Annotated in this window: 24 protein-coding genes; 2 read left to right on the top strand and 22 right to left on the bottom strand. The window is 51.7% G+C overall.

Annotation, left to right across the window (positions count from 1 at the left end):
• Nucleotide 1 precedes the first annotated feature (1 nt).
• The 8 genes from murG to H3M12_RS08035 form a co-directional block, all read right to left on the bottom strand.
• Complete coding sequence (gene murG / locus H3M12_RS08070) at nt 2-1,093, bottom strand: undecaprenyldiphospho-muramoylpentapeptide beta-N-acetylglucosaminyltransferase (RefSeq protein WP_129031807.1); 1,092 nt, start codon at nt 1,091-1,093, stop codon at nt 2-4.
• Nucleotides 1,094-2,473 carry a UDP-N-acetylmuramoyl-L-alanine--D-glutamate ligase gene (gene murD, locus H3M12_RS08065; protein WP_129031805.1) on the bottom strand — a complete coding sequence of 460 codons (1,380 nt, stop codon included), beginning with the start codon at nt 2,471-2,473 and terminating at the stop codon, nt 1,094-1,096. It abuts the gene before it with no gap.
• 109 nt (nt 2,474-2,582) lie between these two features.
• Entirely contained in the window at nt 2,583-3,551 is a 969-nt protein-coding gene (gene mraY / locus H3M12_RS08060; protein WP_129031803.1) for a phospho-N-acetylmuramoyl-pentapeptide-transferase, read from the bottom strand.
• Nucleotides 3,552-3,573: 22 nt separating this feature from the next.
• Nucleotides 3,574-5,730 (bottom strand): penicillin-binding transpeptidase domain-containing protein, encoded by a 2,157-nt coding sequence (locus H3M12_RS08055; RefSeq protein WP_129031801.1) that lies wholly within the window; start codon nt 5,728-5,730, stop codon nt 3,574-3,576.
• On the bottom strand, nt 5,730-6,131 hold the full coding sequence (gene ftsL, locus H3M12_RS08050; protein WP_129031799.1) for a cell division protein FtsL: 402 nt from the start codon (nt 6,129-6,131) through the stop codon (nt 5,730-5,732). The genes H3M12_RS08055 and ftsL overlap by 1 nt, the downstream gene beginning before the upstream one ends.
• A 47-nt stretch (nt 6,132-6,178) precedes the next feature.
• A complete protein-coding gene (gene rsmH, locus H3M12_RS08045) occupies nt 6,179-7,123 on the bottom strand; it encodes a 16S rRNA (cytosine(1402)-N(4))-methyltransferase RsmH (protein ID WP_129031797.1) in 945 nt (314 codons plus the stop codon).
• Between the two features lie 31 nt (nt 7,124-7,154).
• Nucleotides 7,155-7,586, bottom strand: a complete 432-nt coding sequence (mraZ, locus tag H3M12_RS08040; RefSeq protein ID WP_129031796.1) for a division/cell wall cluster transcriptional repressor MraZ — start codon at nt 7,584-7,586, stop codon at nt 7,155-7,157.
• Nucleotides 7,587-7,786: 200 nt separating this feature from the next.
• Complete coding sequence (locus H3M12_RS08035; protein WP_129031794.1) at nt 7,787-8,140, bottom strand: DUF3397 family protein; 354 nt, start codon at nt 8,138-8,140, stop codon at nt 7,787-7,789.
• Nucleotides 8,141-8,374: 234 nt separating this feature from the next.
• Here H3M12_RS08035 and H3M12_RS08030 point away from each other — a divergent pair, with 234 nt between their 5' ends.
• Entirely contained in the window at nt 8,375-8,494 is a 120-nt protein-coding gene (locus tag H3M12_RS08030) for a DUF4044 domain-containing protein (protein WP_129031792.1), read from the top strand.
• 82 nt (nt 8,495-8,576) lie between these two features.
• On the opposite strand, the gene H3M12_RS08025 is transcribed toward H3M12_RS08030, so the two are convergent.
• From H3M12_RS08025 to H3M12_RS08015, 3 genes are all read right to left on the bottom strand, one after another.
• Complete coding sequence (locus tag H3M12_RS08025; protein ID WP_129031790.1) at nt 8,577-10,949, bottom strand: DNA translocase FtsK; 2,373 nt, start codon at nt 10,947-10,949, stop codon at nt 8,577-8,579.
• Nucleotides 10,950-10,976: 27 nt separating this feature from the next.
• Entirely contained in the window at nt 10,977-11,489 is a 513-nt protein-coding gene (locus tag H3M12_RS08020; RefSeq protein WP_129031788.1) for a tRNA (cytidine(34)-2'-O)-methyltransferase, read from the bottom strand.
• 294 nt (nt 11,490-11,783) lie between these two features.
• On the bottom strand, nt 11,784-12,632 hold the full coding sequence (locus H3M12_RS08015) for a methyltransferase domain-containing protein (RefSeq protein ID WP_129031786.1): 849 nt from the start codon (nt 12,630-12,632) through the stop codon (nt 11,784-11,786).
• A gap of 176 nt (nt 12,633-12,808) precedes the next feature.
• Here H3M12_RS08015 and H3M12_RS08010 point away from each other — a divergent pair, with 176 nt between their 5' ends.
• Nucleotides 12,809-13,432, top strand: a complete 624-nt coding sequence (locus H3M12_RS08010; RefSeq protein WP_129031784.1) for a copper homeostasis protein CutC — start codon at nt 12,809-12,811, stop codon at nt 13,430-13,432.
• Between the two features lie 134 nt (nt 13,433-13,566).
• On the opposite strand, the gene H3M12_RS08005 is transcribed toward H3M12_RS08010, so the two are convergent.
• The 11 genes from H3M12_RS08005 to H3M12_RS07955 form a co-directional block, all read right to left on the bottom strand.
• On the bottom strand, nt 13,567-15,087 hold the full coding sequence (locus H3M12_RS08005) for a CapA family protein (protein WP_129031782.1): 1,521 nt from the start codon (nt 15,085-15,087) through the stop codon (nt 13,567-13,569).
• Nucleotides 15,072-16,757, bottom strand: a complete 1,686-nt coding sequence (locus tag H3M12_RS08000; protein ID WP_129031780.1) for a Mur ligase family protein — start codon at nt 16,755-16,757, stop codon at nt 15,072-15,074. The genes H3M12_RS08005 and H3M12_RS08000 overlap by 16 nt, the downstream gene beginning before the upstream one ends.
• A gap of 180 nt (nt 16,758-16,937) precedes the next feature.
• The gene (locus tag H3M12_RS07995; protein ID WP_182150607.1) at nt 16,938-17,243 is read right to left on the bottom strand and encodes a hypothetical protein; all 306 of its coding nucleotides are present in this window, start codon (nt 17,241-17,243) and stop codon (nt 16,938-16,940) included.
• Nucleotides 17,194-18,813, bottom strand: coding sequence for a hypothetical protein (locus tag H3M12_RS07990; protein ID WP_129031776.1), 1,620 nt, complete (start codon nt 18,811-18,813; stop codon nt 17,194-17,196). The genes H3M12_RS07995 and H3M12_RS07990 overlap by 50 nt, the downstream gene beginning before the upstream one ends.
• Nucleotides 18,814-18,825: 12 nt before the next feature.
• Entirely contained in the window at nt 18,826-19,560 is a 735-nt protein-coding gene (locus tag H3M12_RS07985; protein WP_129031774.1) for a glycosyltransferase family 2 protein, read from the bottom strand.
• Nucleotides 19,561-19,562: 2 nt separating this feature from the next.
• Nucleotides 19,563-21,164, bottom strand: coding sequence for a phosphotransferase (locus H3M12_RS07980; RefSeq protein WP_182150606.1), 1,602 nt, complete (start codon nt 21,162-21,164; stop codon nt 19,563-19,565).
• A 4-nt stretch (nt 21,165-21,168) separates the two neighbouring features.
• On the bottom strand, nt 21,169-21,600 hold the full coding sequence (locus tag H3M12_RS07975) for an HAD family hydrolase (protein ID WP_202882352.1): 432 nt from the start codon (nt 21,598-21,600) through the stop codon (nt 21,169-21,171).
• A 58-nt stretch (nt 21,601-21,658) separates the two neighbouring features.
• On the bottom strand, nt 21,659-23,200 hold the full coding sequence (locus H3M12_RS07970; RefSeq protein ID WP_182150605.1) for a glycosyltransferase family 4 protein: 1,542 nt from the start codon (nt 23,198-23,200) through the stop codon (nt 21,659-21,661).
• Between the two features lie 13 nt (nt 23,201-23,213).
• Entirely contained in the window at nt 23,214-24,737 is a 1,524-nt protein-coding gene (locus tag H3M12_RS07965; protein WP_129031768.1) for a glycosyltransferase, read from the bottom strand.
• A 19-nt stretch (nt 24,738-24,756) separates the two neighbouring features.
• Complete coding sequence (locus H3M12_RS07960; protein WP_404820004.1) at nt 24,757-24,951, bottom strand: hypothetical protein; 195 nt, start codon at nt 24,949-24,951, stop codon at nt 24,757-24,759.
• A gap of 5 nt (nt 24,952-24,956) precedes the next feature.
• Complete coding sequence (locus H3M12_RS07955; RefSeq protein ID WP_182150604.1) at nt 24,957-26,609, bottom strand: glycosyl transferase family 1; 1,653 nt, start codon at nt 26,607-26,609, stop codon at nt 24,957-24,959.
• Between the last annotated feature and the right edge of the window lie 121 nt (nt 26,610-26,730).

Here is a 26,730-nt window from a genome sequence, read left to right as displayed (position 1 = left end):
TTTACTTTTTTAGGGACAAGACCACGTCTAAGACCCGGTCGGCCGCATCTGGCACTCCTAAGTGCTTCGACGCTTCGGCCATCCCCTGGCGCAACTGGTCGTCTTGCATCAGTTGGTCGGCCTGCTTCACCAGGGACTCACCAGTCAAATCGGCTTCCTTGATGATTTCCGCCGCCCCCACGTTGACCAACGACTGGGCGTTCTTGGTCTGGTGGTCCGCCGTGACGTACGGGCTAGGAATCAAGATCGACGGAATCCCGTCGGCCGTGATTTCGGCCAAACTAGTCGCCCCGGCGCGGCCCACAATGGCCGCCACGTGCGGCAAGACCTCCGGCATGTTACTGATGTATGGCTTGATAACCACGTTGGGCGCCACCGTCTGGTCCTTGAGCTGGGCCATCACCCCATCGTAGCGTTTCTGCCCGGTCACAAAGACTACCTGGTAGTCGCGCTGGTTAAACGCCGGGATTGCCGCCACCGTTGCTGCATTGATTTTTAACGCCCCTTGGGAACCGCCAAAAATCAGTAACGTCGGCACGTCAGATTTTAAATCGTACTCCGACCAATCAAAGTGACTGACCACTTCGGCGGCTTCTTGGGCCCGCGGGTTCCCCGTCTTGACCATCTTACTAGCCGGTAACTGGTCGACAGCCGCGTCAAATACATAAGCAATCTTATCGACGTAGCGACTCAAGAACTTGTTGGTGATGCCCACGACACTGTTTTGTTCGTGAATCATCGTCGGCACGTGCAATCGACTGGCCGCATAGACGACGGCCCCGGAGACATAGCCCCCGGTCCCAACGACAACGTCAGGCTTGAACTCACGAATCAGTTGCTTGGCCCGGTGCACGCTCTTCAAGAAGAGATAAATGGTCTTGAAGTTCTCCAGCGACAGCGAGCGCTTGAACCCCTGAATGTGCGTGGCTTCAAACGCGATTCCCTTAGCAGGAACGATAGTACTTTCTAGGCCCCGCTGTGAACCGACGTACATCACCGCGGCATCCGGGTCCCGTTTTTTTAAGGCCTTGATCAAAGCCAGTGCTGGGTATATGTGACCACCCGTGCCACCACCCGATACCATTAAACGCATTTAAACTTCCTCCTGTTTCCCGGTCAATTTTTCGACTGCTTGAATAAACTTGTCACCCCGAACTTCGAAGTTCGGGTACTGATCCCAGCTAGCATTGGCCGGTGACAGGAGAATGATATCGCCTGGGTCACTCAGCTCATACGCGACCGGCACCCCGGTCTCAGCGTTTTCCGTCATCTTGATAGTCGCGATCCCCGCTTGTTTAGCGGTCTCCGCCAATAACTTGGCGGTTTCCCCAAACAAGACGATGGCTTTGACGTGTTCCTTGAATGCTGGAATCATCTTTTCAAAGGTGTACCCGCGGTCCAAGCCCCCGGCAAGCAAGACGACTGGCGCTTGGAACCCCTTGAGGGCCATTTCCGTTGCTTCCATATCCGTGGCCTTGGAATCGTTGTAGTACTGGCGACCATCAGCTTCAAGGACGAACTGGGTTCGGTGCCGTACCCCACCAAAGGCCCGCAGAACGGACACGATGGAAGCGGTGCTGACGCCCTTGATTTTAGCGACCGCAATGGCCGCCAGGGCGTTTTCAATATTGTGGTCGCCAGGGACCTTGACTTCACTTGCCGGCATGATGGCTTCTTGTTGGTAGTACAACGTCCCGTTGGCTTCGTAAGCGCCATCCTGGGTCACGTTTTGCCGGGAGAACGGCACGACCTGAGCCGCCGAGTGGGTACTGAGTTCCCGCCATTCGGGATCATCGAAGTTCACGACGAAGTAATCGCTGGCCGTTTGGTTAGCCGTAATCTTCATCTTCGCGGCCACGTAATTGGCCCGCGTCTTGTGGTAATCCAAGTGGTTCGAGAAGATATTGGTCAGCACCGCAATGTGCGGGTTGAACGTGGTCGTCCCCACTAACATGAAGCTGGAGACCTCTAAGACCAACGTATCCACGCTGGTGACCTGTTGGGCCACCTGACTGGCCGGAATCCCGATGTTGCCGGCGTAGACCGACTTACCCGTCTCACGGTCGTGGGCCAACATCTTTTGAATCATGGTCGTCGTGGTGGTCTTACCGTTACTGCCAGTCACCGCCACGAGTTCGGCATCGGCCACCTCGCTGGCCAGTTCCATTTCACTGATAATGGGCAGCTTTAGTTCCAAGGCCCGCTTGACGACGGGAACATCGTACGGAATACCGGGATTTTTGACCACTAAGTCGTACCCCGCATCCAAGAGATCAGGCGTTTGCTGGCCCGTAATCACTTTGAAACCCGCTTCTTGTAGTTCTTTAGCCTCCGTATTTTGGGCCAAAGGTTGCACGTCACTAACGGTGACCAAAGCCCCTAGGCGTTTCAACAGCTTGGCGGCGTTGAAGCCACTCTTGGCCAACCCTAAAACTAAGACCCGTTTATCCACATACGTTGTGATCTCTTTCATAACTACTGCTCGCTCTCCGTTCACTCTTATTAATTTCGTTGTCATGTTCTAAAAAAGGGCTAACCCAACTCTAACGAGCCCGGTTAGCCCATTAGTCGGTCGCTGATTATCAAGCAAGGATGGCCCAGACGCCGGTCAGCGCCGTTACCAAGCCCACACCCCAGAAAGTCAAATCAATCTTCCACTCACTCCAGCCTAACATTTCAAAGTGGTGGTGGATGGGACTCATCAAGAAGATGCGCTTCCCCGTTAATTTATACGAGGCTACTTGCAAAATCACACTGGCCGTCTCGATCACGTAGACCAGACCAATCCATAATAGGGACACTTCGTGGTGTAACAGGATGGCCACGGCGGCTAAAGCGCCCCCTAAGGCCAACGACCCGGTATCCCCCATGAAGATTTTGGCTGGTTTATGGTTGAAGATCAAGAACCCTAGCAGACCGCCGACTACGGCAAAACAAAAGATACTGATATTGAATTGGTGTTGGATCAACGCAACCCAGCCGTAAGCCGCAAAGGAAATGCTGGCTAAACCACTGACTAGGCCGTCCAGACCGTCAGATAAATTGACGGCGTTAGAAAAGCCAACTAACCAAATGATAGCAAAGAGGGCGTACCAACCACCCATCCGCCAGGTGCCGAGGCCCGGAATCGCTAAGGCCATGGGCAACCCTTCATGCGTGTAGACCCCAAAAAGGAATAGTGCCCCGATGATTTGACCCAGTAACTTTTGCCAAGCCTTGAGGCCTTCATTCTGGCGGTGGAACAGCTTGATACTATCATCCCAAGCGCCCAACGCCCCGTACAGGACCAGGATAAACAGTAGAATCCAGGTCGTGGGCAAAACGCGATGTGGCGCAGCGCCCCAGCTTACCAATAAGGTCACCACCAGAATCGCGATGATGAAGAGCAAGCCCCCCATCGTTGGGGTCCCGGACTTTTTTTCGTGCCAGCTCGGACCCTCTTCCCGAATCATCTGTCCTTCATGTCGGGCGCGGAAATACCGAATCAATGCCGGCATAAACGCTACCGTAATTATAAAGCCGCCTAAAAGGGGCACCAGTGCAGTTATCATGTTTTCTACTCAATCCCTATTCTCATTTATTTTGTTTCAGTGTGACGGTCAATTTGTCCCCTGACGAAACGGTCGTTCCAGTCTTCAGACTTTGCTTGGTAACGTAGCCGTCACCGTCAGTGGTCACCTTGAGCCCCAGCAACTGTGCTAATTTTACCACATCCCCCTTCGACCAACCGGTCAAATTCGGGATAGTCACAGTACCGCCAGTCGATAAGAAGACCCGTTGGCCCTGGTAAAGTACGCTATCGGCCTTCACCGACTGCCGTTTGACCGTCTTACCACTACCTAGGCGCGTGACCGTCATACCCAATTTCTTGAGCTGCTTGGTCGCCTTAGTCGCACTTGACCCGGTGACCGTTGGCATCTTGACTTGCTTGGTTGTCGTCGCGTTGTCTTCTTGAAGAGCTCGGGCCAACACGGGCTTCGTAATGGACGCCAACAGTTTCGTCGCCGTCTTGCTCCCCAAGTGGGGCTGTTTCATGGTGATATACATCACGTACTTTGGATTGCTAGCCGGCACCATGGCGGCAACGGAGTACAGATAGCTATCGTCGCCCGATAAATAACCGGATTTACCATTGCTGACCTGCGCCGTCCCGGTCTTAGCCGCGACGAGTTGCCCGCTCATCTTGTAGTCGCTCCCAATCCCATAACTCTTGTAGACCACATCTTCCATGTGCTTACGCACGGCCTTGGCCGTCTTGGCCGAAATCGGGTGACCCACCTTCGTTGGTGAGTAAGACTTGACGGTCTTGTTGGTGTTTGGGTTAACGACTTTACTAACGATGTACGGTTTCATCATGGTCCCATTATTGCTGACTGCCGTCAAGGCCTGTAGCATCTGAAAGGCCGTGACTTGAATCCCCTGGCCGAACGAGGTATCCGCTTGTTCGATTGGCCGCGAGAAGGCGATGCTCCCGCTCAGCTCTCCGGGCAAGCCCGAATGGGTACTCTTTAAGAAACGGAAACGATTGATATATTTTTTCCAAGTTTTAGCCCCCATTTGTTGTTCCAAATGGGCCATGGCGACGTTACTGGAAAGGGCGAACCCTTTATTATAAGTAATCGTTCCCCAACCAGAGGTGTTCCAGTCGGGTACGACTTGGTTCCCAATCTTGTAACGCCCAGACTGGTAAGTCACATTCCCGTTGTAATTCCCACTATCGATGGAAGCGGCTAGACTGAAAATCTTCATCGTGGACCCCGGCTCATAAGCATCCTGGACCAAGGTGTCCCGCCAAATCTTGCTCAAGCCCGATTTGGTGGTGGCATTGAACGTCGGCCGCTGGGTAGCGGCCAAGATGGCCCCGGTCTTCGCGTTCATCAAGACCGCGTTCATCGACTTGGCCTTGACCTGCTTTTGGACGTTACTCATTTCCGTTTCCAGTAGCGTCTGCAAGCGAGTATCCAAGGTGGTGTACACGTTGTCCCCGTTCTGGGCTTTGCGATACTTTTGCTTGGTCCCCGGTAACTGGTAGCCATAAGTATCCTTCTTGATCTTTTGGGACCCATCCTTCCCGGTCAGTTCCTTGTTGAAGGCTTGTTCAATTCCCATCGTCCCCGTCAAGGTCGTCTGGTTGTTCTTCGTGGACGACTGAGCCAAGCCAATCAAGTGGGAGGCAAAGATCCCATTCGGATACAACCGCGCCTCTTGTTGGACGAAATTGATGCCGCTCAGGTGGTAGTGCTGGATCTTTTGCTTGGTCGCCAGTGAAATGTTTTGTCCGGCCGTCCCGAATTCTACTTGGAAGGGATTCCCCTTGCTCGGATTCAGAATCTTTAACGCCTTTTTTTCACTGATTGGTAAGTATTTGGCCAAGACCTTGGCAATCTTGGGCTTGTTGGTGGCGTACAACTTTTGATTGTTGGTTCCCACCTGCCGTTTGTCCAGGACCACGTATAGGGAATACACGCTGGTGTCCTCGGAAATCGGCTGATTATTGGCATCATAAATCGTGCCCCGCTTGGCCTTCAGCGTTTTGTTCGCCGTGTAGAGTTTCTGGGCTGACGCACTCAGATTAACGTTTTGGACTTTCTTGCCAATGGAGATGTAAGAAAAACGCACCGCAATGAGAATAAAAACGCCGATGAAAAGGAAAAACAGAAACTGGCCTACGATCTTCCGGTTTCTGCGCGCGTTTGTATTTTTCATTGGGTGCTTTGGGGAATCATTCATTATTTATCAACAGTCCTTATTCGCGCATTTTCCAAACTCAGCCCTTGCTTCTGCGCAATCTTATCAAGCCGGGTCCGACTCTGCAACTCGTTGATTTCTTGTCGCGTGTTGGTGTTCCGATTGCGATAAGTCGTCGTTGTCTGATTAACCGTTTGTAAATCATGCTGCGCATTGCTCATCGCAATTTTAGCGGAAACGACACACACCATCAAACCAGCTAAAACCAGGCCACAGACCAAGACTAGACATTTCTCAAATTTGGAAACGGGTAATTTTTGCCGGTGAAGCTGCCCTGCAGGTTGCCCCTGGGGCTGCACTTGCGGCTGTGGTTGTGCTATGTTTGGGCGTTGCTGCGGTTCTTTTGTGAGTGGAACCGCTTCTGCTAAGCTATTTTGCGCCATAAATAATCATCTTCCTATGTCCGAATAATTAAGTTCTCATCAGGGAGCTAGTCTAGCTTTTCTAAGATCCGTAATTTAGCACTATGGGCTCGGTGATTAGCGGCCAACTCCGCCGCAGATGGCAGAATCGGTTTACGATTGACAAGTTTATAATCCGGCTGCATTTGTTCCGGAATCACGGGTAACCCGTGTGGGAGTTCTGGTAACGAAGACTGTTCCCGAAACATGGTTTTGACCAGCCGGTCTTCCAACGACTGAAACGTGATGACACTGATCCGGCCTTTCGGCGCGAGTAAGCCAATGGCTTGTTCTAACGACGCTTCCAGGGCACCTAACTCGTCATTGACCGCGATGCGGATAGCTTGAAAGACCTTCTTGGCGGGATGTCCCCCGTGCCGGCGAGCGGCCGCGGGGATGCCTTCCTTGATGATCTCCACCAGTTGTCCCGTCGTGTCGATGGGAGCCGTCGCCCGGTGCCGTTCAATGGCTCGGGCAATGGACTTGGCGAATTTTTCCTCTCCATAACGGTGGAAGATTCGCAAAAGTTCGTTAAATGACCATTCGTTAACCACGGTCCAGGCGCTCAACTTCGCGCTTTGGTCCATTCGCATGTCCAGCGGCGCGTCGTGTTGATAGCTAAACCCGCGGTCAGCCTCATCGAACTGGGGTGACGAAACCCCCAAATCGTAGAGTACGCCATCCACTTGGGTGACGCCTTGGTCGGCAAGCTGTGCCTTTATGTCCCGAAAATTACTCTTGATGAAGGTCACCTTGCCGGCAGCCAACGCCGTTTTTAAATGGTCTTGATTATAGTCGATTGCGGTCTGGTCTTGATCAAAGGCGTACAGGTGACCGGTCGTCAGTTGGTCCAAGATCTTCTGACTGTGTCCGCCACCCCCCAGCGTGCAATCCACATAGGTCCCGGTTGGTTGAATCGCCAACCCGTTGACCGCTTCATTTAAAAGTACCGTAACGTGATGAAAGTCTTCCAATGGGCACGCTCCTTCCGTCTAAAATCTCAAGTTACAAGTCAAAATCAATCAAGTTTTCCGCAATATCATCGAAGTTTTCCTCCGCTGAAGCTGAGAATTTCGCCCAGCGGTCGGCACTCCAAATTTCAAAGCGATTCGCCACGCCCACAATCACGCAAGCCTTCTGGAGGTCCGCGTGGGTGCGTAACGATTGGGGTAAATTAATCCGCCCTTGCTTGTCCAAGTCACACTCGGTGGCCGCCGAATAAAAGAACCGCACGAACGCCCGTGCATCTTTGCGATTCACCGGCAACGCCTTTAATTTATCCTGCAAAGCGGCCCATTCCGTCATGGGATAGCCGAATAAACAACCATCCATGCCTCGAGTCACCACGAAATGGGACCCGAGTTGCTCCCGAAATTTAGCGGGGATAATGAGCCGGCCCTTGGTATCAATCGAATGTTCAAATTCGCCCATGAACATAGCCATTACCCCTAACTTGTAACTATCACCAAGTTTACCACATACCCCCACTTTCTACCACAATGTTACCGTATTTTTATAAATTTCTCCCCAGAGACCCCAAAAGCCGCGGCGAACACTTGTTCACCGCGGCTGGAAACGTTTCCGTATTGTCCCGAAAAACGAGTCAATACTCAACTTAATTTATATTTATACATTTTCTAACTAATCGTAAGTAAAAAGCACGCGGCGAACCCAAACAACCAATACAAGTCCGATAACCGCCAAAAAGTTTTCCAAAATCGCGGATAAAGTAATTCGTGATTATGCACCGCCTGGAGCAGTGCGACCCCGATGCCAATCAGCATCCATCCAATGACCACCCAAGGAAGGAGGTGCCCCGCCCCTTGAGGAATCAAAATGATACTGCACAAGATAAGTAATGGTGTCATCAAATCCCACGGCACCAGCTCTTGCGGCCAATGATGGCGCATTAACCGACGCACACTATGTATCACCAACCATCCCAACAGTAAAATAGCCAATTGGCCTCCTGGCGAGACCCAAAACCGCATGTCGATTCCCCCTGTTCATCCGTCCACCACTATGGTTAAGTTTTGGCAACGATACTCGCTGTTCCCCGTAACTGATCCGAGTACCCGTGTAATTCATGTCCGTCCTATTATAAATATTTTGTGAATAACTTGCAATTCATAACTCACGCATCACGGTCAAGAGTTGCAATTCGGCGGCACTCACGGTAAACTATTTGGGAAAGAACTGTAGGTAAAGAGGTGGCTTAAGCTCGTATGGAAAAGAAAAAGAAATCAACATTTCAAAAAATAACTAACGTCTTTGTCTGGATTATGATTATTGCAACTTTAGGCTCACTGATTTTCGGCGCCATTTCCTCAATTATGACGGCTTAATATCACGGTTAAATGTCAAAATGGTCGGTAACTTTCTGCGTGAAAGTTACCGACCATTTTTTGACTCATTTTACATTGTCGTTCAATCCGCCTTTGGCGTTTCACTGCCTTCCGGCGGATCCGGTTGCTTATAGACCTGGCGGGGTTTGCTCCCCTCCTGGGGGCCAATATAACCCCGTTGTTCCAAATCATCGATGATGCGGGCCGCCCGATTATAACCGATGCGAAACCGCCGTTGTAACAGCGACGTGCTGGCTTTTTGCTGGTCCACCACGAAGGCCAAGGCATCGTCGAACAAGGCGTCATCGCTGTCGCCCTGTTCGGTCTGCTGCATTTCTTCGTCGGTGACCATCATGTCTTCGTCGTAATCCGCGGTCTGTTGTTGCTTGATGAAGTCCACCACGTGGTTAACGTCTTCGTCCGGGATAAAGGCACCCTGGACCCGAACCGGTGAGTTGGCGTCGACTGGCTGGAAGAGCATATCTCCTCGACCAAGTAACTTTTCGGCGCCGTTGGTATCCAGAATGGTCCGCGAATCGACCCCGCTGGAAACTGCGAATGCGATACGCGATGGCACGTTGGCCTTGATCAACCCCGTAATGACGTCGACCGAGGGCCGTTGGGTGGCTAAGATCATGTGGACCCCGGCGGCCCGCCCCATCTGGGCCAAGCGAATGATGGCGTCTTCAACTTCACTAGAGACCGTCATCATCAAGTCGGCCAATTCGTCGACAATGACCACGATGTACGGTAGCGTGGGCCGCGCCTGATTGTCTTCAGCGTTGGCCTGCTTGACGTAGGCGTTATACCCGGCGATTTTTCGTTGCCCAAACTGGGAAAAGAGATCGTAGCGCCGTTCCATTTCCGCCACCACTTTATGTAACGCACGGGCCGCCTTTTTCGGCTCAGAGACCACGGGGGTCAAGAGATGTGGGACCCCGTTGTACACGCTCAGTTCGACCTTCTTAGGGTCAATCAACATCAGTTTGACCTGGTCTGGCCGGGCGTTCATCAAAATACTAGTGATAATATCGTTAATCGCCACGGACTTCCCACTCCCGGTCGCTCCCGCAATCAGTAAATGGGGCATCTTGGTCAAATCCATTGTGACCACTTGTCCCGTGACGTTCCGACCCAACGGTACCTCCAAGGGGTGTCCCGGGTGTGGTGGTTGCGACTCGACCACGTCGCGGAACGAGACCGTGGAAACCTCCTTGTTCGGGACTTCAATCCCAATCAAGGACTTGCCCGGAATCGGCGCTTGAATCCGAATCCCCTTCGCGGCTAGTGCTAACGCCAAGTCGTCCGCTAAGTTCACGATACGGGACACCTTGACCCCGATGGCTGGGTGCAACTCGTACTCGGTCACGGACGGTCCTAAGCTCACGTTTTTGACCTCGGCATCCACGCCGAAGCTATCCAACGTCTGTTTCAAGATTTTAGTATTGGCGTCGATAGCGTTCACTTCCGCGGTCTGATCAGCCGGGGGCACTTGCTTCAAAAGGTCAGCCGTCGGTAATTGGTAATTCGGGTCGACTTCAGTGGTTCCCACTAACGCGGATTCAGCTTCTTCACCATCATCCGGCGCCGACGTTTCTGGTGCCGACGCTGCCGATGACGGTGTCGGTGCTGGGTGTTCGTTAGCGGCCACCGTCACGTGATAACTGGGTTCGGCCGACGAAGACGCCGGCTGAGCGGGCGCCGTGGGTGCTGGCTGATCTGCCGGTTGCTCATCTTTGGGGGCGGCCGATGAATCCGGCGACGTGGCCACCTGTTTAGCGGTCCGTTCCCGGTGCGCCTTGAGTGCTGCGCGTCCCCGGTCAACAGTGGCTTGTAACCAATCTAACCCTGCCACTAACCATCGGCCGATCCGTTGCAGACCGTGCTGGACATCGGTCAGTGGAATCTGGAAGAAGACTAGAACCCCGCCAGCCATGATGACCCACGCGGCAATCTGGGCACCCAGTAAGGCAATCAACCAGGCGATGACTGATAGCGCCAGCGCCCCAATCAGGCCGCCACCCAAGTCGCTGGTCCGGCCAGCGGAGACCAGGTCAGCCAACCCATTATTCCAGATGGTCACCAAAAAACCGCTGTGTTGGTTAGCCGCCGTGAACGTGGTCGCACTAGCCCATAAGAGCCACCCGGCATACACGATACCACTGCCCACCAGATAGTGCCGTGGTAAGTCCGGCCAGGTGCTGGTCACGGCCAACGTGACGCCTAATGCCCCAATGACCACCAGACCAACCTGGTACGATTCACCGACCAGTAGCCGGGTCAAATTGGCACACAACGTCCCTAACATCCCTAAGTTGAATAACCCCAACGCCGCTAACACCAGCAAGACTAGGCCAACGACGTTACGCGTATACGGAAACGGTTGAGTGCTTTTGCGTTTCGCAGGACGCCGCCGGGAAGTCTTGCGGCGAGTTGTTTTTCGTTTTGTCGCCAAGTTGCGGCCTCCTTTCTGCTCAAACGATTATTTTAATTTATCGTGTGGGTACCGGTGCACCCGTTCCAATTGTGGAAAAGCCTGTTGACGTAAAGCCTCGTAAATCACGATAGCCGCACTGTTCGACAGGTTCAAAGCCCGAATATGGCTGTCATCTTGCGGAATCCGGATACATTTTTCCGGATTTTGGCGCATGAAGGATTCCGGCAAGCCCGTGGTCTCCTTGCCAAACAAGAAGTAGTGGTCGTTGTCGTTGACCGTGTAATCGGGCTCGGTGTAGTCGCGTTCGGCAAACTTTGACACCAAGTACAACTGGGTCTGGTCCGGAATCGTCGCCAAAAAGGCTGGCAGGTTTTCGTGATACCGTACGTCGACCTTATCCCAGTAATCTAGGCCGGCACGTTTCAAGTGCGTATCATCGACCGAAAACCCGAGGGGCTTAATCAAATCCAACACGGTATCGGTCCCGGCACAGGTCCGTGCAATGTTCCCGGTGTTTGCCGGAAACAACGGTTCAAATAAAGCAATATGATTCGTCATAGATTTTTCTCCGTCCTCTGCTCAAACATTCGTTCTGTCTCATTATTATAGTCAACCCACCTGGGCTTTGACAAGGCGTGGGGCTTAAAAGTCCCCAGATTCAAGCTCAGCCCACAAAAAAAGTAGCTCCTCGGTGTGGGCACGGCGAGGGACTACCTTAGTGAAGTACTACTTGTCAGCCGCTAACAGTTACCCGCTGATATCGACTACCAAACGATTTCTCATTGCTCAATATAACACGCTCCTGCGCGGTCTTCAAGGGGCAATGGGCAAATAATTCACCCACTAGCCTTACTAAAACCGGGCCTGTAAGAGCGTCACGTCGACCGTGATCTGGGAAAATGGCGCCGCGGCAACCCGTTCTAACTGTGCCTCACTGGCGCCCCAATGCATCGGTGTCATCAGCATCAAATCACTAAAGCGTTCGGGCGCAATTGGTACCTGATAGCGGATTCGTTGGCTGGTCGCTTCCGGATAGTGGCGCTTGAACAGGGACAATACGTTGCTATTATCATACTGCGCGTGCGGATTATCAGCGGCAAACAAAGCCTGCCGCAACTCGATTAGGTAGTCGGGATTCGGAATGACCTTTAATAACTGGCCGCCCGGGGCGATGATCCGGTTAAACTCCTGGTAGGCCGACGGGGAAAAGAGGTCGAGGACCGCCGTGAATTGATGGTCGGTAAACGGCATTTGGGCCAAATCGGCGACACAGAAAAAGGCTGGCGTGTCCAGTTGGGTGGCCAGGTTGATCCCAGGCTTGGAGATATCGAACCCCACGGCCGTGTCGTTTCCCGCGCGATGACTCAACACTTCGGTCAGCGGGGTCCCCTCGCCACACCCCACGTCCAGAATCGTCTGCGGCTCTTGGGGCAATTGGTTGGCAAACGCGGTGGTGATGCCCGTGAACAATCCGGCTTGTAGCATGCGTCGGCGGGCCGCTAGCATCGCGTCATCGTATTCACTGGCCACCGCTCGTTGCATAAAGTACAGCGTCCCCTTCTTGGACAGGTCCACATTGTGTCCAGCCGGACAAATCAGGCTGTTGCCGGCCACGTGATCGTAAGCGGCGTGACACACGGGGCAGCGAAACAGGCTGGCATGGCGGGATAAAAAGGCCGCCGCCCGTTCAATTTTCTTCATGTTTTTTCTTACTCCCATCACTACGAGGCTCGCCCCTTTACTTCCGACCGCAAACCTGCGTAAAATGTAGAGTGCATGATTACCCGTCAGTTGCCAAAGGACGCTCGTGAAATTAGTGCATCAATTGTACCATACTCCCCGCTGTCCGCGGCCGAATTTAGAAAGGATGACCTTTTTTGCGATTAATTGAACCATTACTTGAAAATTACGGCCCCCTGGTCACCGCCGTTGAAGCCGGGGCCAAACGCGTCGCTCTCGCCGATAACCTCGCCGTCGGTGGCACTACCGTCAGCAAGGGTGTCATCGGTGAAGCTGTCCGTTACGCTCACGAACACCAAGTTAGTCTTGATTTGGTGATTGCCCCTAGAGGTGGCAACACCCCCTACGATGACGTTGAAATCAAAATCATGGAAGCCGATATCTTAGAAGCTCAACAACTCGGCGTCGATGGTGTCATCTTTGGTGCCTTAGACGCCAACCAACGTATCGACCGTGAAGGCTTACGGCCGCTAGTAGCCGCCGCCGGTGGAATGACCATGACCTTCAGCCGCGATTGGGATGCCATTCGGCCCCAAGATCGTGGGGGCGCCATTGATTGGCTCAACACCCAGGGCTTTGACCGACTCATGAGCGTGGGGAACCCCAAAGACCGCTTTAACGATTGGCAGACGACCAAGCGCCTCGCCGATAGTGTCGGTATCACCTTAGTGGCGGCCGAAGTCGCCGCAGCAGACATCCCCGAAGTGGCCGATAAACTGGGCCTCAACTTTTTCATCGGGACGAATAGCTTAGCGTTATAGACCGTGCAAAAACGACTAAGTCGCTCGTAGTCTAACTAAAGCTTCATAGCAAAAGGTGGGAAGAAAAGCCTCGATTTTAGAGGACTTTTCTTCCCGCCTTTTAATTTTTGATCAGGAGACTAATACTCTGTTTGCTAAAATGGGAGGACTAGGGCATTGACGTTCCCCGCCAACTGCGTCACTGCAAACCGCGGTTGATTGAACTGGGCCACCTTCTCAAAGTCAGCGGCCGAGACAAAGTCCGGTTGCCAAAAAGTTTTTAGGTTATTGGCGTAGATGGGGCACCAATAGAGTTGTCGCTTGGCCAAATCTAACCGTAAAACCGCCGCATACGGCGGAACCCCCCGGCGTTCAAACTCACCATCGTTATTGAAGACACCATTGCCAATGCTGTAAAGGACTGGTACGGCCCCCACGTATTCGATCGGTTGCAGACGGTGGGGCCCATGACCAATAATTAAGTCCGCTCCCGCCCGCACGAGTCGTTCAGCGGTCGTCCGTTGCGCGGGTTTAATGACTCCGTAATCGGTCCCCCAGTGTGCACTCACGATGACCGTCGCCCCTGGATGGCTCTGTTTATATTGCCGAATATCATCAGCCATCATCGTATCTAGACAATTCACCCCGGCATGGTCCGCACTCGCGTAAAAATCAAACAGATTATATGCTGGATTACGGTACCAGTACCCATTAAACAACGCCACTTGCTGATTGCCGTAGGTCAATTCAACGATTTTACGAGCTTCTAACCGGTCATTTCCCGCGCCAATGGTCGAGATTCCCGCCTGATTAAATTGAGTCAGTGTCGTGGACAGTGCCCGTGACCCGTAGTCGTTGGCGTGATTGTTCCCTAACATAGCTAAATTAAAATGAAGATGCTTAAACTCAGCTAACGTTGGTGCTGCAGCCGCATCTAAGACGAACGGTTTGACGGCATCTAATGGACTCACCCCCTGGGCAAATACTGCTTCAAAGTTAAAGACATTGTACGCATCACGCCCAAAGAATGGACGGAGCTTTTCAAACGAATGACTATAGCCGAATTTTTGCAGAGCATCTTCCCTGCCGTGTCGCTTGCGGCGCCGCGTATAGTCCTCGCCAAAATAAGTATCCGCCAAGAAGTTGACCACTGGACTCGTCAACGTAACGGATTCGACCTTTGGTGTCCCTGGCTGTGCGTCTACGGTCACCATATCCTCTGCTAACGCATCCGCATAGGCAACGTGGGGACTATCCAAGACTGCCAACACGTGTTTTTGCCGCTTAGCGACCCAAAACAGCAGCCCTGTCCGCTCTTGTTGATCTTGAAAAATCGAGCCTAGCGTTTTACCCGTCTTCGTCAATTGCGACCGTTTCTGCAGCCAGTGGCCATTGAACATGGCGTGTTGTGCGCCCAATAAACTAAAGACTTCGTTTGGGAGTTGGCAATAAGCCGCCCCAATTTTTTTCAGATCCGCCAGGTACGTTCGTTGAGCCCGCTTCGTTGGCCGACCGGTAATGTTATGCGTGGTATCTGCCGTTAATCCTAAGGTCCGACCCATATGTTGAACCCCAATGAACGCTTTATGGTTACTGCCATACAGATATTCCGCCAAATTAAGAATGACATCCGGAACCGACGCCACGATAGCAGCGGTGACTAATTCATAGACCAATAGCTGGTCCCCTTGCGGACGTCGACCTTGTTGACACTGCGTTCCGCCGCTAGATCCGTGACGATGGGCACCTGGTCCGTCAACCGTAATTTACCGTTCGCCAGGCGTTTAAGTACCTCCAAAACGACCAATAATCGGCCAACACCGATGGTCACGTATGCCGCCTCATTTTCCGCCACGACCGACATGGCAAAATGATTATGATCACTACTTGTATAGGCCAACCGTTTTGCTAACCGCGGGGCAATTGAATCGATTGTGCTATCTCGGCTACTTCCCTTGATAAAGATGACCAAATCTTGGTGTGGTTCCGCAGCAATTGCCCGTAAAATCTGATTGGGTGTCGTATAGTAACCAGCAAAAGTCCCTGGTTGGGCTACCGGAATCACCTGGTCGATTTCCGGTCCATAAAGATAAAAGTGATCAAAATGCGCTTGATTTAATGATTCCAGGACTTCCTTGTGGACCTGGTAAGCGTGCTGCCGCAAATTGATGATGCGTCCCGCAATAAAAATCTTTCGGGTCCGTTCCCCAACAGGATAATTCTGGGCATAATCAATAAAATTCTTAACCGATAGTCGCTCAGCGTTATGCGTGTCATCAATAATCGTGACATGGCGTTCATTCGCTTCAAAATGCATTACTTTTCGGGTAGTTGTATGTGCGCACTGCTGACTGAACTCGGCCATAATCGCGGAACTCATGGTACCTCCTAGTAAATCGTAGGCAGCTAAGGCGCCAATCACATCACTAATGGTCCCCGTATCTAATCCCGATACCGATAGCGTCGTCAGCTTATTTTCCCCGTGAAATAATGTTAATTGGCCATCCGTGACTTGCCCCCGATAATCACTATCCGCAGCCAATCCGTACGTGACCAAATTTTTAGTGAACCGGTAGACGTCGGTTTTAACTTCCGCAATATTCTTAATGTCCGCATTGACTAAAAATGGTTGACCAGGTTTTAAAGCGACCCCCATCCGAGTCTTAATGTCCGCTGTGCGACTGGCACTCCAGCCCTTTTGCCCCGCATCGACTTGGGTCAAGACAGCCAAATCAAGCGACAATAGCGACGCTACGCCACCCAACCCGTGACCGGGTTCCTTGTAGCTCAGTCCCGTAGCAGCAATCTCTAAAACGTTGAATTGCCGACAATCGTGGTTCATCGCCTGAATTTTGACACTGGTCCGGGAGTTGAGATTCCCTGGTGTGGTGCTGGTCGTGCCAATGTGGCTCAGTAAGTCTGCGATAAATTTTCTGGTCGTACTCTTACCGACCGTCCCCGTGACGCCAATACTCTTACCGGTGTAATCTTTGGCCGTCGCAACGACTAATTTTTCCAGAGCATCGTACGCGTTTGGGACCATCAATTGAGGAACTTCGGCTTCAGTAACCGGCCGTTCGACAATGGCCATTCCTATGTACGGCTGTAGCGTTAAAACCATTGAATGATTGTCACGAAACGTCGTGGCGTAAATTCCGGTGTTTTTCGTCCCCGCTTGCCAATGCTTGAGCGACATCGCAAAAAGTAGATTTGCCGGCCCGATATCCTGTCGCAACTCACCCTTATACAGGGCATAATGCAGCACAGGTTGATCCATATCTGCTGGTGCCTTCACCCATTTTCCGCCTACGATTGCTGAAATTTGCCGCATCGTTAGTGGTTTCATCCCATCGACCTCCTCACAAAGTTAAAATGCACCAATTGCTCGTCGTCACTCAACTGGCCCTCCACCATGACGCGTAAGTTGGCACATTTACGAAAACAATCATTTACTTACAGCTATCGACATCCCCACTTCACCTCATATCTCCGTGGAACGTCTTTTCAGTTAGTCCTGAGCTAACCTTTACTTCGCTTGTTTCATCGGTCCAAACAGCTGGTGCTTCACCAAATAGGTGTATGTTTGTTCATAACGCTTGAACCGGCCGTTGAAGAACTTCTGTAAATACGTCCAATACTTGACGTCGTGGGTAATCTCTAAGGCCATTTCGACCACCCGTTGACGGGTCTTACGTTTCTGAGCTTTTCGTAATCGTTCGATTTCGGCATCGAACAGCGCAATCATTTTCTGCGGGTCCTTTCCAACTGCCTCTTCAAACACCTTAAATCCCGTGGGGAAGAACGCCTGAAAAACGAACTTGGTCTGTACCACGCTGTTCTTGGCAACCGGTTTTCCCTGGTCCACAAAGTATAGATACCGGGCCAAAATATAACCGGCCGTTTCGGCGTCCATCCGGTGATGTTGCATATGAAAACGCCCGAAGAAATCCGTGATGCCGCAGGGCTTCGGCTTGATCACCTGGTGATAAGACCCCCTGGCGGAGCAACCAACCCACGACCAAGGTACTGAAACGGTTCCCCGTGCGAGCGCTACTCATCAAATAAGGGGCACTATCGGCTGGTTGTAAATCGTGTTCCAACCAGAAATCAAGTAAGGTCTGACTGACGCGCCCATCCCGTTCGCAAGTTCGCCAAATTTTGGCAGCTTGATCTGGCGTGATACCCGGCAACTGATACTGAACTGACTGGGCATAATCCCCCGGTTGGTCGGCTAAAGGTGACGCCAATGGTCGCAACCACTCACGCGGCGAGAAGTCTTTATTCTGCCGAAAGTCTTGCATCTCTTGGTATTCCGCCGATGTCATCCGACCAAAAAGGTCCGCCGTGGGGTGCTGTAATTTTTGCAGAATATTCTTGGTCGCCACTTCTTTAACTGGTGGCTGTTCGGGTTCGGGTGCCGACTTACGCCACCAGTGCTTACGTTTAGGCTCTGTCGATTCCGCAGTAACGGGTTGAGCCAAAAACTGGTCCAAAATCGTTTGCGACCTAAAAGTGACCCCGAGTTCATTGTGGCGCAAATGCCCCGCTTGACCGGAATGGAAAAAGTCGGAAAATTCGATGGGCAAAGTCACCTTGCCTAAACTCTTCGCGGCAACTAAAGTACCGATACGAAAATGGGTGGCAAGCAACCCAAAGTACGTCGCGTAAAGCCGCTGGAAAAATTGCGGAAATTGGGTTCCCCCCTGTTCTGTGTAGGTCTTAAGATCCCTTAGCAAGAACCGAAAATTAATGACTCGATAGTAATCACGCAAAACGGGATAGTCCCGGACGAACGGGTAAATGAAAAACTGGATGTTAGCAACTAATTCCCGGTTCAGATATAACTCGGCGGCGTCAAAGTTGATTAGCTTTGCCATATCCTCGCGATACCCCATAAACGCAAAGTCCGCGAATTGGACCAACCGGCCAGACCGCGCCTTGAAAATGGCAATTTGGCGGTGAAATTCCTGCGGGAACGCGGTGAGGCCCCGTTGCTCGGCCACTTCACGGACCAACGGCAAGGGATCCGGCTCATCCAACATCTTCATCAATTTTCGTGTTGCCGGTAACGCCCGGTCCGTTCGGGTCTTGATCACGATGGCGTCGTCCGGAATAAAATCCAAAGCCGCCTGAAGCTGTGTGGCTTGGCGCCAATAATTAAAGGAGTTCGTCGTCGAGCGACCGATTTTCTTTTCGAGCGGCTGTGAGGTGACTACCGCCACGTGATTGGCAGCTAATTGCTGGTCCAAACCCGGAATGGTGGCCACCTCATCGCGCCAAGTGCTCAACACGATACCCTGAATGATGCCTTGGTCGCGACACCGCAACAAATAGTCCAGCATCAACCGAAAATCCACTTCGTCCCGTAACGTTCCACAAATGACTGCCCACACAGTTCGCACAATGAATCCCTCCTAGTCCGTCGTTGACGGCTTTTTAGCGTCCCGAAAAACGGCCAATTCTTCCGGCGTACCCAACACATGGACCGTCTTCGCCGGAATCTCCTTGGTGGTCACCGTCCCCGGGTGATCTTGAATCAAATAATGATAAAACGAGGCCACGAAGGTCTCGCCGTAATCTTCACGGACCTGGGCCGCGTGATGGTGGTACAGGTTGGCAAAATCCAAGAAACGGTCAAAGTAATAAAACCCGACCGACGCTAACGATGAAATGTGTTTCTTTTCGACCACGTCAACCACCTGACCCTGATCGTTCAACTTCACGAATGACCAGTGGTCGCCCGGCGCGGAAAAGGTGGTCAAATGACCGGTACAATTCGTCAAATCCGACCGCAGAATTTGACCGGGTTCAACGTAGGTGTCGATGTTATAAATCGCGACACTTTCCAGCGGGTTCACCACGGTCAAGGCCGCCATGACGGTCGCCGCTTGCCCCGATGTCAAGGCATCAATCTCCACCAACTGGTAATTTTGAATCCCAGCGGCCGCAATCAATTCCTTAAGCCGGTCCGGGTCGTACTGTCCCTGCCGGACCACAAAAAAGAACTTTTCGTGGATAAAGTCCTGCAGTGAGCGCATCGCCCATTCAAATAAAGTCTTCCCGCGCACCTCAATTTCGTGCTTGGGCTGGGTGTAACCGACCCGCTTGAACCGCGACCCGCGGCCCGCCATCGTAATCACAAGTTGCATGTCTAATCCTCCCTTACTTGAGCCATAAACGGCGCAAACTTAGTGACCCCGACCGCCAACATGGCCTTTTGACGTTCTGGTTTATCTTTGTGTAACGGAATCATACTCAAGAACAGCAACGCCTCAATCAGTTGGATTTGACGATAAACCGTTGTATCCCCCAGATGTTGCTGCAATTGTCGTTCGAAGAGCTCACCGACCTGTTGTTCATTTCCCGTCACATCTAACTGGTAGTTAATTTTTCCCGTTGTATCCGCCTCAAGTTGGAACATATCCGAAATAATGCAGTCATACTTGCCCGAAAAACTGTGCATCATCTTGGCATAGTCGTACTTGGCATCCCCGTAGATGTCGAAGCGCCCGAACTTACCCCGCGGGTCGATCAAGCGCATCACCCGCTGCGTGTTGTCGTACAAGACATTGCTCAAACAAAAGTCCCCGTGAATGATGCTGAACCGGTGACCGATCAAAACGCCCGATTGAGCCAAGACTTCCGGTAGCGCTGTCAAAATAGTCGTCAGACTAGGAAAAGTCTGACCGTTGATCTGTAACGGCTTATCGGCAATCTCAGCAAAGAAATCCTGTTCCTTGATCAGCCGGTGCAATCGGTCAGTGGTTTTAGTCAGATACATTTCACTGACCGTGGTTCGATACTCGCTTTCATCCACGTCCACCTGGTAGCGTTCCATTTCGGCCCGCAAAAAGAAGAGTTCGTCGATAATCTCCCGCCAGACCCCAATCTCCAAGTTGCCGTATAAAAAGAGATTATGGAGACTCTCGTACGAGAAGTATTCCATTTCAACAAACGGTGCGTTGTAGTTCAACGAATAGTCAAAGATTCGCGGCGCCAAGTAAGTCAAACGCTTGGGCAGCTTCAAATACCACTTGATTTCACCTAGGAATTTGTCGACATCGGTACTCTCTTTGCGCAAAATGCCGCGTTTGAAATCAACGGTCGTGTGATTGAAGAACCGCGCTTCGACCGCTTTTTTGGCCTCGATGTACTTATCACGATGACCAAAGTCCATCCAGTGGGGGGCATCTACCGGCGTCAAGGTTTGGTACTGGTCATAACGACATAAATTATCATAAAATCCCCGCTGGCCTTGCCAGTGCTCAGCTAACCAGTCGCCCGCACTCAGGGTAAAGACCCCCACGGCAGCGTGCAGTGTTTCGCTGGTCGGGACTGGCACAACCTTATCGTTAAAGGCTAAATGGTGCTGGTCATCGACCGTAACGGTGGTCCACCGCCCAGCGTCGGCGACCGTGTGCGTCAAGATGACGTCCGGTTGGGTCACGGCGTCAGATTTGACCACGGTATCGCCAAAGATGATGGTTAAGGTTCCCAGCGGTTCCTGGTCCCGCAACTGGGCCAAAGCCTGGGCGACCGACTCGCTCAGACTCAGCCCATCGGCGACCACCAGGGGGTTGATAGCTAAGTGCTTAGTTTGGATATAATCCGTAATCGTGGTGTCTTGGGCGTTGACCACGATAAATAACCGGTCGTAAGCGGCCGCATACTGGGTCACGGTTCGGTCGATGATCCGTTCACCATCGGTCACGGGAATCATGGCGGGATAGATAGAACCAAAATTATTTTGCATATCTTCAGCCACCTTGGCGGCTGATAGCATCACTAGAGTTCGCCTCAATGCACGTCACGCTCCTTTGCGACCAACGCTTCCAGTTCCTCGGGCGGGTGATAAACTCACTGGGCCGAAACGCCCGGTCATCGATGTAGTATCCCCCACGACCCGCCCAGGGCTTACCAAAGAGGATCTCATCGTAGGGCACCGCGTATTTGGCCAGCCACTGGGCGGTCATGGGCGCCGTGTACTTGTTGATTTTTCCGAGATTGCCCTTGTAGGTGCGCATCTGCCGTGACGTAAACAAGATGATATGAAATCCCGCGGCCTGGTAGCGTCGCAATTGGTCAATCACTTGCGTCTTCGGCGCCACGTCTAGGTAACTTTGTTCCGACGTCTTCAAGTCACATAATGTCCCGTCAATGTCGACCACTAAACTGGTTGTTTGATCCATCGCTATATCTCCCAACTCCTGTTGACTGACTTAACCTAACGACTGGGCAACCGGCTACTTAAGCAGTCACCGTAGCTTGTGGCGTTTTGGCCGCAAAGTAATCGATCAATTCCTGCCACTTGGCATAAACCGCGGCGGCGGAGTAGCGCTTAGCGTTGTCATATGCGGCTTCACGGTACTGGTCCAGCAATTGTGGATCATTGAATAACTTCAGCATCGCGTCGGCTAATTGTTGGACTTGACCGTCCTGCGTCAAGATCCCACTGACACCATCCTGAATGATATCACTTGGGCCGTATTTGACGTCGTTAGCAATCATCGGCACACCATGGGCTTGGGCTTCCAGCAAGGTCAAAGAGAACCCTTCGGCCCGACTTGGCAGTAGGCCCAATTCTGCCCGGTTGTAATCTGCGTTGACGTCCATCGTGTACCCCTTAAACAACACCGCGTCTCCTAAGTGGAGCTTGGCAACTTGTTGATGCAACTTCTTAGCAGTATCCCCGTTGGCGTAGCCCCATAGTTCCAGCTTAGCGTCTGGGAATTGCTGGTGGACCTGCGCAAAGGCCTTGATGGAGTGTTCCTGTTGCTTTTCGGGAGCTAAACGGGCCACATGGATGACCAGGTGTTTCTGCCGTTGCGTCCCGTCATGGTGTGAGGCCGCCAAAGTAGCATCGCTGACGTACCCAACTGGAATCGTGAAGGCTGGAATATCGGTCCCAAAACGGGCTTGGACGTCCCGTGTCTGTTCTGGCGTAGCCGAAATGACCGCGTCCCATTGTTGCCAGTTCACCAGCGCATTTTGGTAATTATTATTGAGCGGTGAATGCAACATGTCGTTTGAATCACTGACATGGTTATTATGCAAGTGCAAGACCCGGTAGACCGGGGTCTTCATGTTGAACAATCCCCAGTCACATTCCACGGTCCGGTCACAGATCATCACGTTGCGTTCCTCGTTCAAACTGTTGAGTTCATCGTAGAAGAACCGCGTCAACGCGTTCATCCCGCGGAAGGTCCAACTTTGGCCCTTGTAATTCAAGACACGCCAGCTGATTTGTTCCTTACCAGCCCGATTCAACAGATGGCTCTTCTCGACGTGGACTTGACCGTCAGGACCGAAGTATTGTTCCAGCGCGATTTTGCCATCCCAGTCGAAATTTTGCTCTAAGCACTTGAAACCCCGAACATCCCACCAGGTCATCTTCAGAGTCCGGCCATTGACGTCGAAATATTGGATGTTGCTGATGACATCCGAATCAGCTGACCGTAAGTAGACAATCATCAGTAGCTTGCCCTGCATGAAGACCTGACATTGCTTATCCTTTTGGCTCACCGTGGTATTCGCAGGAAGCGCCAAAGTCTTCAAACTCATCTCCCGCGGTGCCACGTCACTGCTGCCACAGAAGAACTCAAATAAGTTCACGAAATTTTTCCGGTCAATCCCAGATTGTTCCAACACATCGGTCAAGTTCATCGCAAAAATGCGCGTCACGATTTTAACCGGGATACCATGCTGGTTAAAGAGCCGTAACCGATTGATCTCGGCGTGTTCGATTCCGGACTTAGAAAATTGCATATTATCATTTAAAAAGTAGTACATCGTCATTCCCCCTCTACGCCAATACTGGTTGCCCTAAAAGCTTCTGCCAGCGGTTCCAGACCTTTTGTTGCGTCCAAGTGGTATGCGCCGTATGGTACGCCGCCGTACTCAACTTAGTCCACAAATCGGGGTCCTTGAACAAGTCGGCGATCTTTTCAGCCACAGCGAGTGGATTCCCAGGAGCGACTAAGTACCCGTTGGTGCCCGATTCGAGGACTTCCTTTGGGCCGTAGTTGAATGGATAACTGACGACCGGAACGCCATGACTCAGGGCTTCCAGCATTCCGAGTGGTTCCGCATCGGCTAAGGACAAGTTGACCATCGCCCGGTAGCGGTCGTAATGCTGGCTCAGTTGCGGGTCGTAATCCTTAAAGGTTACGGCATCCGTCAGGTTCAATTCCTTGACCAAGGCAGTCATTTGCTTGACATAATCGGCTTGACCGTACCCGTACAAATCAAAGGAGGCGTCAGGAACACGGTCCTTGACCAAGGCAAACATCCGTAAGAGTTGGTCGACTTGCTTGTCTGGCGCGATCCGACCCACGTATAGCAATTGGTGCCCCGGCCGTTCGGTGACCGGAACCACTTTGGTCTTGTTAGCCGGCGTCGTGGTGACCGGTGGTACGGCCGCCACCCGGATGCCCGGAAAACGGGCGGACAAGTGGTCAGCTTGCTTGGTGGTCGCCGTGATAAAGCCATCAAACTGTTGGTAATGCTCGAAGGCCGGTTGTAAGAAACCGTCGAGTTCCGCGTGCAAGGGATCACTGGGGTCCTTCACGTGATTAATCGGTAAGTACAGGTATTTCTTCGCCGCACTGGTCAAGCCCAATAACGGTTGAACCGCCGTTCCCGGCCGGTCACCGATAAAGGTGGTCTGACCAGTATCCTGGCGAGCTAACTCTTCCAAGAAGAAGCTAAACAAATCGTCACTGTTTTGGAAGAACCGGTCACCCTTCCCTTGATAATTCTTCAAGATAATTCGCGATGTCAGCGGGTTCCCTGCCGTATCCGGAACCAGGTATTCATCCATCACGATACGTCCAGTCGGGGTGTAGTACCGTTGCATCATCAATTTCCCGTTCTGACCAAAGTACTGGGTAGCGGACTTGAACCCCCGCCAATCCCACAGATCAGTCTCAATCACGTTACCTAGCGAATCCATGAATTCCTGGTAGAAAACTCGGCCAATGGTGCCCGGGATAAAGCCGACGTTACCGGTCTGCACGTCACCTTCAAAGACCCGGCTGAAGTTGGCTCCAACCATGACTTCCGATTCAACTGGCAGGTGAATGTCGTCCGTATGTAGGACTTTCGGGGTCCCCAAATCGGTAGCTTCTTGAAAGAAGTCGAACATGTTGACAACGTCATGATTTCCCAACCCAAAGGTGTCCATCGTCCGGTGCAGGAGCCGGTCATAAATCTTGGTTACGATTTTAGCGGGTTGTTTGTAATGGTTGAACAATTTGACCCGCTTCATCGCGGTATGTTCAACACTTGAGTTTTTTTGCAAAATATATTCATTAATAAAGTAAAACACGGCACTCACTCCATTCTACTTAATATTCCCACGGGTACTTACCATTGCGGTCTTTCTTGGTGTGCTTCATCATATATTCGGTCCGCTTATCGATACGCTTACGGGTCTTCTTCTTATTATGCGCGCGAACACATAAAACAATAATACCCAAAATGATGTATAGCAGCATGCGCAAGAAAAACTGAATATTCTTATAAGCAATTACTGCTCCCACGATTGTCATAGGCTCACCCCTTGATTGGTATAGCTATAGTAGTTAATCAGTCCTGATAGGAAATGTTCACAATCATCGATTCGCGTCCGGAAGTGGTCGTGCCGGGCGAAGAAGCCCCCAACGAATTTCGATGGATGGTAAAAGTACATCGCCAGTTCTGGCTGGAAGCTTCCCGTTTCCAGTTCATAACTCGCTCGGTAACGCCAAGCCCGATGGAGCCGGCCTAAATCATATGGCGCCAGCAAATCATCGTTACCGGTTCGCTTAATGAGATCGGTCATCTTGATTGCCGCATCCAGAAGTTCCAACAAGGTCGGGTAAGACGTATCCCGTTCCTCGATAAAGGTCAAATGGTTGTAGACGTTCTCCAACCCCATCTGCATGTAATCACGGTTGGCTGGGAAAATCTGCAAGGCTTCATTAATAGCGTAAGACAACCAGTGGTCATGGTACTTACCGTAATGGTGCGCCACCATAAAGTCCAAAGTTTGTTGCATCAGTTGCGCAACCTGGTCGTTAGGAACTAGTTCATAGTAACGCGCCATCGCAAAGGTGATTTCCCCTTCATAGTAAATAATCCGGAAAGCATCTTTGACCGTTAAGTCGGCATTGAGCACGTGATTGAACTGTCCTGACGGCTTCAAGAAACTCGTGATTCCAGCAAAAGCTTGCTGGATGATGGGTAAATACTCATCATCCTGGGTGACTTCTTGATATTTACATAGTGCCAACATCAGCATTGCCTGACCGCCCAGCTTCAACTCAATACTACCATCTTTTCGGGGTTCACTGACGAAGATGGCGTCACCTTTAGTAAGAACCAAGTTTTTAATTCCCCATTGAAGCGCTGACTTGACTTTGGGCAGATCTGCCGTTCGCCCCGTAAAATTAATCGCTTCCAATAAAGCGTAAAGCGAGGAAAAATGGCGCACGCTGTTATAACTGCTCAAGATACGTTGCCGGGCTGGGTAGTATCCATAGATAAACTGACCGCTATCTTTGATTTGCCGGCATAAGAAAGCTTCGCCTGCTGTAATCGTTGTGCGTAACTCGGTATTCAAATCCGTCAGTTGGCGAATCCCCTGGCCATGGACATCTTGGCTCAGTTTGCGAATTTTATCGCCATCATAGAAGATGCCTGCCGTCAAAAACGTCCATACAAATGAAGACTCAGCCAAATCTTGTGGTTGTTCCCCATTGCGGCGGGTCAGGTACTTTGTCATAGCCGGGAAATCAAGATAGCTATTGGAGGCCGTCTTACCAATTTTATGGCCTTTCCCGGGCCTGATGAACTCATGACCGTTGATTTCCATTTCTAGTAATGCGGTCTTAAAGTCGGAATCAAAGCTAATTCCCCGGCGCCAATAGTTCATCCGAAATAGTTTCTTCAGTTGCTGCTGCAACCGACTCAGTTCAATCTTTTGAATGGCTTGGGGCACGTCGATGCGGGCCCAGGCTGTATTGGGTGTCGATGCCATGAGCGTTGCTACTTGGTCCCAGGCCTGATTAAAGCTCGTTCCCCGGAAGAAATGGACCTCGGCTCGGTGTCGCTGATCAGACGTTGAGACCGCCAAAGTAAAGGTCCCGGTCGCTACATCACAGAGGTCGCCTAAATCAGCCACCCGCGCTTTGAGTTCTTTCACAATTGTCTTCTTCATTGGATAACCGCCCACCTTAATCATTAAATTTAAAAACTCATATGTACGCAGAAACTTCCACAGGTAAAACCTATGGAAGTTTCTTGCCTAACTCGATTGTACTAATCTTGTTGCACAAACG

The organism is Levilactobacillus suantsaii (assembly GCF_014069315.1).
Taxonomy (GTDB): Bacteria; Bacillota; Bacilli; order Lactobacillales; family Lactobacillaceae; genus Levilactobacillus; species Levilactobacillus suantsaii.
The sequence above is the reverse complement of the archived record's forward strand: the minus strand, read 5'-3'. Positions and strand labels throughout refer to the sequence as shown.